At 61.5% G+C, this 6,527-nt stretch carries 7 protein-coding genes; 3 read left to right on the top strand and 4 right to left on the bottom strand.

Annotated features, from left to right (window positions below; all coding sequences use genetic code 11):
* Positions 1-416 precede the first annotated feature (416 nt).
* A complete protein-coding gene (locus AC1D10_RS35060; RefSeq protein ID WP_477279831.1) occupies positions 417-893 on the bottom strand; it encodes a RidA family protein in 477 nt (158 codons plus the stop codon).
* 195 nt (positions 894-1,088) lie between these two features.
* Here AC1D10_RS35060 and AC1D10_RS35055 point away from each other — a divergent pair, with 195 nt between their 5' ends.
* The 3 genes from AC1D10_RS35055 (at position 1,089) to AC1D10_RS35045 (ending at position 3,743) form a co-directional block, all read left to right on the top strand.
* Positions 1,089-1,784 carry a TetR/AcrR family transcriptional regulator gene (locus AC1D10_RS35055; protein ID WP_477279829.1) on the top strand — a complete coding sequence of 232 codons (696 nt, stop codon included), beginning with the start codon at positions 1,089-1,091 and terminating at the stop codon, positions 1,782-1,784.
* Positions 1,785-2,061: 277 nt separating this feature from the next.
* Positions 2,062-2,895: an SGNH/GDSL hydrolase family protein gene (locus AC1D10_RS35050; RefSeq protein WP_477279827.1), complete on the top strand. Its 834-nt coding sequence runs from the start codon at positions 2,062-2,064 to the stop codon at positions 2,893-2,895.
* Complete coding sequence (locus AC1D10_RS35045) at positions 2,892-3,743, top strand: NmrA family NAD(P)-binding protein (RefSeq protein WP_477279825.1); 852 nt, start codon at positions 2,892-2,894, stop codon at positions 3,741-3,743. The genes AC1D10_RS35050 and AC1D10_RS35045 overlap by 4 nt, the downstream gene beginning before the upstream one ends.
* On the opposite strand, the gene AC1D10_RS35040 is transcribed toward AC1D10_RS35045, so the two are convergent.
* The 3 genes from AC1D10_RS35040 to AC1D10_RS35030 form a co-directional block, all read right to left on the bottom strand.
* On the bottom strand, positions 3,737-4,363 hold the full coding sequence (locus AC1D10_RS35040; RefSeq protein WP_477279823.1) for a TetR/AcrR family transcriptional regulator: 627 nt from the start codon (positions 4,361-4,363) through the stop codon (positions 3,737-3,739). The two genes, AC1D10_RS35045 and AC1D10_RS35040, sit on opposite strands and share 7 nt — an antisense overlap.
* Before the next feature lie 127 nt (positions 4,364-4,490).
* Positions 4,491-5,663: a hypothetical protein gene (locus AC1D10_RS35035; protein ID WP_477279821.1), complete on the bottom strand. Its 1,173-nt coding sequence runs from the start codon at positions 5,661-5,663 to the stop codon at positions 4,491-4,493.
* A gap of 188 nt (positions 5,664-5,851) precedes the next feature.
* Positions 5,852-6,505, bottom strand: coding sequence for a glutathione S-transferase family protein (locus AC1D10_RS35030; protein WP_477279819.1), 654 nt, complete (start codon positions 6,503-6,505; stop codon positions 5,852-5,854).
* Between the last annotated feature and the right edge of the window lie 22 nt (positions 6,506-6,527).

Raw genomic sequence — 6,527 nt, 5'->3', positions numbered from 1 at the left:
GGCACTGACAAGGGTGGCCGCTGCCGAGTGAGGCGGCTTTCAAAGCTAAAGCCAGGGAGCCAAGCTGGAACGCACCCGATCGGGCTGCGCAACCCCGACCAGCTGAAGCCCGATCGGGCGCTCATGTCGGCGCCAAGAAGCGCGTCACTGTCGCGTTTCTAAATTGCTGCGCCCCCGCCCCGCGAATTGCCCCTTTGCGACATTTCTACTTTGCTGGCAGCACGACATTCGAACTTGGTTGCAACATTTTATGCCGTCGTTGATGTGTGACTAGCTGACCCTCTTGCTATTCGTCATACCGAAAAAGCGGCGCGCAGTTTTGCGACGTACGGCGCCAGCGAATTGCGAGCGCGCGATTGTCGGCGACGCGCTCGGCCCGTTTCATTTCGAGCGATCGGGCCAAGAGCGCCACCCCGCTACTCCAGAATGACGGTGGCTTCGACCTCGAAGAGCATGGGGTCGATTGCAAGCTTGGGAACCGGGATCAGCGTCTGCGCCGGCAGCGCCTCGCCGAACATTTTCCTGACTGTCCTGGTCAACACCTCAAGCTTGGACATGTCGTGGTCGACCACGAAGACCGTGAGCTTGGCGACCTGGTTCGGTTTCGCACCGATCCCCTCAAGCGCGCTGCGCAGGTTCGCGTATGCCTGTTCCACCTGGACAGCGAAGTCGGGCGACAAGGCTCCCGTGCTGTCTTGGCCGCCCTGCCCGGAGATGTAGGCTACGCGGCCTTCGCGGGGCGTGATCACCGCCGTGCTGTAGCCATTCGGCGATGGGTCGTAGAGGTTTTGTGGATTGACGATGGTCAGCTTGAGATCATTCGCTGTCGTCACAGTGGGAACTCCCATGATGATTAGCCCTCCGATAAGCAGATGCTTGATTGCGCGTGACATGATTTTCTCTTGGCTCTGCGGACTGCGAACAACGTGCCCTCGCGGCCGGCATGATTGAAATGAAACCACATCGTCCATACGATGAATCGTGCGATGTACGAGTCATCGTATGGTACGTCGTACGAGTCAAGCCACAAGATCGACATTCGTCGCGTTGCCGGTCAATATCGACGCTCTGAACAGCGAGGAACACGGATGGCAGCCAAGCGTAGCGGCGCCCAGAGCAAACGGTCTCAACGGATCAGCGGGACGCTCCAGCCCGCGCAGGTGGCGAGCGATGAACCGGCTCTCTCTCGGGAACGCATCGTGGCGACTGCGGTGGAACTGCTGGACGCCCAAGGTCTCGACGGTTTGACGATGCGTCGGCTGGCCGATCGCCTCGGCTCTGGCGTGATGAGCCTGTATTGGCACGTCGACGACAAAGAGGATGTCTTTGATCTGGCGCTCGACTCGGTGCTCGAATATCGCGGGCCGCCGCAAGCAGTTGAGTCTCAAGACTGGCGCGGAGACGTCGTCCATGTGCTCGAAGACTGGCGCACCAGCATGCTGCGCCATCCTTGGTCGGCATCGCTGTTGCCGCGCCGGGCGCTCGGCCCGAACATCCTCGGTCGCCTGGAACTGCTGAGCAAGACCTTGTCCAGGGCCGGTGTGGCGGACGCAGATCTAAACGTCGCGATATGGTCGCTCTGGAACTATGTGATGGGCGCCACCATCACCCGGGCGAGCTTCGACCTCTCGAACAAGGACAGGGCCGCCGCGCAGCAGCGCCTTGAGCGTCTTAGCGGACGCTACCCGGCAATCGAACGCTCCCGCCTGCTGTTGGATGACGATTGGGGTGGCGCTTTCCGCAAAGGCCTCGACTTCCTGCTCGATGGCCTCTCTCCGAGATAGTGAACTGTCCTTGAATGGCTCCCAATCCCTCGACCTGCAGTACTACGCCCTGCGCGCCGCCGGCGTTGGACAGACAACATCTATGAGGATCGCGCTTCCGGAGGGCGAGATGATCGCCCCGGTCAGGCGTGTTCCGGAACCTGATGAAGGCTCCGGACTTTGCAAATTTTATTAGCACATTCATACCTTTAGCGAGCCGGAAACGCGAGTAGCCGCGTACCTGAGGCGCGGTTATTTTATCACCTTACGCAGATGCAGCCCGGTGCGAGGTGAATCGATGTCGAACGAACAGGTGAACTGGCTCTTGAAGGTCATCCAACCCGAGCGGAGCCTGGCATCCCTCCCCGGAGGCGCCAATTTCGACCAAGACGCTCATGCCGCGCTACTCGGCCTTCCAGCCGAGATCTATGCGGCCGAACTTGGCCGCTTGCAGAGGGAGGCCTCGGAAGCGGCAGGCGTCCTGCTAGCCAACCAGGCTGTTGGATTCATGATCGATCGTTTGCCCCTTCGGAACGGAGCCAACATCGTGACGTTCGGCGACAGCCTGACGTCTGACCCACAGTCCTGGACGGTAATTCTGCGGGAGATGCTGAAGATGCGCCGGGGCGCCGACAAGATTTCGATGACCATCAGCGCTGTGGCAGGTGAGACGACCACCCACGGTCTCGTCCGGTTCGGAGAGATTGCCAATGCCCAGCCGGACTGGGTCATCTTCCTGGTCGGCACCAACGACGCGCGCACGCAGGGTCCGCACCCCACCAAGACACTCGTCCATCATGAGGAGACCGCGCGCAACATTGCGGAGCTGCGTCAACGCGTTGCCACAGAAACCAAGGCCCGCACCATTTGGATCACTCCGCCGGCGGCCAACGAGGCGCAGGTTGCAGCGCATTGGGGCCTTTCCAGATTCGGGGTTCGGTTCCGTAACGAAGACTTGGGACGAGTAGCCGAGATCGTCCGCGACGGCGATGCGCCGGTCATCGACGCCTTCGCTTCGCTGGGCAGCCCGCCTCCTTCCGATCTCCTCATGGACGACGGATTGCATCTCACTCTGGCAGGCCAGAAGCGAATGGCGCTCGAGGTGATCCGTGGCTGGAGCGCACTCAAGTGAAATACCTCGTCTTCGGAGCAACGGGCAACATCGGCTCGAGGGTAGCTCAACGCCTCATCAACTCTGGGGCGCGCCCGTCCGTTTTCGTTCGCAGCGCGAAGAGAACCAAAGCCCTCTTCGGTGACCAGGTCGACATCCATATCGGAGACCTCGAAAACCCAGGCCCTTCTTTGGCCAAGGCGTTGGTTGGAGTCGATGGGATACTCCTTGTCACTGATGGATCGGATCTTGAAAAGCGAGATCGCGCGGTCTCCTTCGCTGCCGCCCACGCAGGCGTCGGCCATGTGGTCAAGCTCTCTACGCTAGACGTGCGAACCGGGATCGGCACCGGCCCTTGGCACGCACAGGGCGAGGATGCCATTCGGGAGAGCGGGGTGGCATTCACGTTTGTTCAAGCAGCCGGATTCATGTCCAATGCGCTCAGCTGGTCGGAGTCCATCCGCCGAGAGGGCGTGCTGCGCTCGTCAACGGGTGGGGGCAAGATCGCATTCATCCATCCAGACGACATCGCCGCCGTCGCCACAGCCTCGCTAACTACGCGCGACTACCAAGGTCAGGCGCTTGCGATTACCGGCCCTGAGGCGCTGTCGTATAGGGAGATGGCGGTGGCGATAGGCAGAGCCATCGGCAAACCGGTTCGCTTCGAGGAAATAACGGACGGACAGGCATACGCCCGCACGGTCGAATGGGCCGGGAGATGCGCCTATGCAGATGCTCTCGTGGACATCTGGCGAGCGGTGCGCGAGAGCCGACTCGATACGGTGACGGATGGCGTCAAGCGGATAACCGGGCGGGAGCCAATCCCCTTCGCTCATTGGGCCGTCGAGAATGCGTCGTCGTTTCAGTAATGCTTCGGTGCGCCGCCCTGAAAGGAATTCACGTAGACTAGTACGGTACGGATTGCCTCGCTCTTTGCGCCAGCGCGCGAGAGGGGCGCGTGCGCTCCTCCGTGCACGAGCGATTCCACCATGCGGGGCAGGACAAAAAGCATCCGCTCCGCCTTGTCGCTGCTGTACCGCTCCGGGTCGTCGGCGCGTGATAAGACTTGTCCGAAGGTCTGATGCAGCGCGTTCCTGAAGCTGAGAGCGCTCTGCGGAACAGCGGCCGCGACAACGTCGTGCAGGTCGGCAACTTCCGCGTGCGCGTCCACTAGGCCCAAGACGAGTTCGCGCGCGAATTCCTCCAGCGGAGCCGAGGCGCAGTCAGTCGTCGTCTGCTTGATGACCCGCCGCACCTCGTCGACGTGTCGGTCGTGAAGGGCTGTGAAGATCGCGCGCTTGTCGGGGAAATACTGATACAGCGATCCGACGCTGACACCGGCGGCCTCCGCAATGCGATTGGTAGTAATAGCCTGGGTCCCGTGGCGCTTGGCCACAAGCTGGACCGCGCTGAGCACGAAGTCGACAGTCTGGCGCGAGCGTTGCTGCTTCGGCTTGCGCCGCGTTAGGGTTCTTTCGGCGGTCTGCATGCTGCCTTGCTGTGGCTGGTCGCTGGCCCGGGTCTCGGGGCAGACCCTAACAGTTCCAACGCCTCCGAACAACGTGCCAACGATTGCTCAGAAAACGGCACGGGCCAGACGCAAAATAGCTATAGGCTCAAGGCGTCATCTTAGAAGCAACTTCCCAAAGCGCCCAGGCTTTGCGGCGCGGGTCCTCCACCGCCTGCGCAAATTGCAGCGCTTCGGACGGTTTGCCCATTTCCGCAAGCGCGGCGGCGGCGAAGGTGATCAGCGTTTCCTTGTCGTAGTCGTTCGTCGCAGAATCGATGAGGGTTTGCGCAACCGGCAGGTAGCCGGACAAGGTCAGCGCTCGAACCAGGCCATTGGCCATACGGTCGCGGCTGAAGTTGGCAGGGTCGTCGCGCATCGCCTTCTCGATTAGTGCGAAGACTTCCGGCTGGCGGGCGTATTCCGCAACGCTGACGAAGGCAAAGGCCCGGTCGGACGCAGGAAGTGTCTGTGCAAGATCGATTGCCTTTTGCCACTGCCCCGTGGCGGCCAGTGCATAGATCACGTCCAGCACGATGTAGGGGTAGTCGTCGGGCGGCACCTGCGCCAATGAGACAAGGGCCGCGTCGGCAGCCGCCTTGTCCTTCGTTTTCGTCGCAATGTAGGCCTTGCGGCGAACGGCGCTGGGATCGGATGAGGTCAGGTAAGGCAGCATCGGTTTGGCGCGCTCGGTCTCACCGCCAAAATAGAGCGTTTCCGCAGCCAGTCCGGCCAACTCCTCCCGCTCGGCCTCCGGCACGTCGCCCAGATGCTTCACCGCTTCCGCCGCACGGCCGGCGCGCAAATGGCCGAGCACCTGCCAATAGCCAAGCTGGAACGGATCCGGTGGCGGTTGGATGGCTTTCAGCAAGGCGGCGAGTTTGTCCTCGCGGCCCAGTTCAACAAGGACCGGGCCGATGACGAAGGCATATGTCGTCTCCGACGTTTCGAGGCGTAAGAGGGTCGCTTGCAGATCGGCCAGACGGTCGGCGCGGGCAAAAGCGGCGACCAGGTCGGCTGACGCGATCGAGTCCGTCTTCTTCAACTGGGCGGCGAATTCGAGCGCCAGATCGAGTCGCCCGGCGCGAGATGCTGCCTCGACCATGCTACCGTAAGGCAAGTTCTCAGTCGTTAGCGGCGCGGTGCGGATCGCGTCCGCAGCCATGTCGAGCGCGCAGGATTGTGTCGGCTTGGCCTGGCACATGAGCGCGGTCAGGCTTTCCTGGGCTATGCCGGCGTTGGGCGCGGCAAGCAGCAGAGCGGCAAGAACCAAACGACGCATCGAATGCCTCCGGAAAGTGCGCTTTCACCGCATTGGGCTTTGGCCCGACTGGATTGCGCGCGACGGTACACCTAAGCATAGATTCGTTGGTCGGCCATCGGATCGCGGTTTTGTTCTGAATTCAAGGCGGCGACGGCGCGGAAATGATCTGGTCGCTGTATCTGCCAACGCGACCCGGCCCCTGCCCGCTAATTTGTCGTCGTTCTCGGGACCGGCGGCAGTTCAGGCGCATCCAGTCCCCTGAAGGGATTCCGCCAGGCGTCGATGTCTTCCAGCCGGCGATACCAGCGGTCGACAGAGGGATAATCGTCGAGCGGCAGTCTGGCGGCATCGTTGAACGGCAGAAAGGTCGCCATTCGGAAGTCGGCATAGGAAACCGAATTCCCGACCAGCCATTCCCGCTCGAAAAGCTCTGTTTCGAGTATTGCAGCGGCCCTGCGGAAAAGTCCCAGCCCCTCTTCCACGCGCTCCTGATCAATCGGGCCGATGCCGTACCGCTGTTTGGTGCCACGTTCGAAATGCACCGTGTCGCAAGCGAATGCGAAGTGCTCCTTGCCCCAACTGAGCCACCGGATCATGTCGGGTTCGTCATCGCCGGTACGCCAGAAAGCAGAATGTGCGTCGCGTGAGAGCCGGCAGGCTATGGCGTCTGCTTCCCAAAGACTTTTTCCCCCGCCTTCTACAAGTATGGGCAGTGAGAGATTGGGATTTAACGGGCGATATTTCTCTGCTTGCCCCGGGGCGAATGGCGAGGCGAATTCAAACTCGACTTTCGCGTCGAGATAGCGCGCCACTGCGACCGCGAGCCGAGGATTGGGATTGCGGCTGAAGTAAAGCTTCATTCCATGTCTGCCCTTGAATGGC

The organism is Mesorhizobium sp. P2_A8, from assembly GCF_056404935.1.
The sequence above is the reverse complement of the archived record's forward strand: the minus strand, read 5'-3'. Positions and strand labels throughout refer to the sequence as shown.

Excerpts from the sequence above, each read along its gene's own strand:
- AC1D10_RS35060 (WP_477279831.1), bottom strand. The coding sequence starts at position 893 with ATGTCACGCGCAATCAAGCATCTGCTTATCGGAGGGCTAATCATCATG.
- AC1D10_RS35055 (WP_477279829.1), top strand. The coding sequence starts at position 1,089 with ATGGCAGCCAAGCGTAGCGGCGCCCAGAGCAAACGGTCTCAACGGATC.
- AC1D10_RS35050 (WP_477279827.1), top strand. The coding sequence starts at position 2,062 with ATGTCGAACGAACAGGTGAACTGGCTCTTGAAGGTCATCCAACCCGAG.
- AC1D10_RS35040 (WP_477279823.1), bottom strand. The coding sequence starts at position 4,363 with ATGCAGACCGCCGAAAGAACCCTAACGCGGCGCAAGCCGAAGCAGCAA.
- AC1D10_RS35035 (WP_477279821.1), bottom strand. The coding sequence starts at position 5,663 with ATGCGTCGTTTGGTTCTTGCCGCTCTGCTGCTTGCCGCGCCCAACGCC.
- AC1D10_RS35030 (WP_477279819.1), bottom strand. The coding sequence starts at position 6,505 with ATGAAGCTTTACTTCAGCCGCAATCCCAATCCTCGGCTCGCGGTCGCA.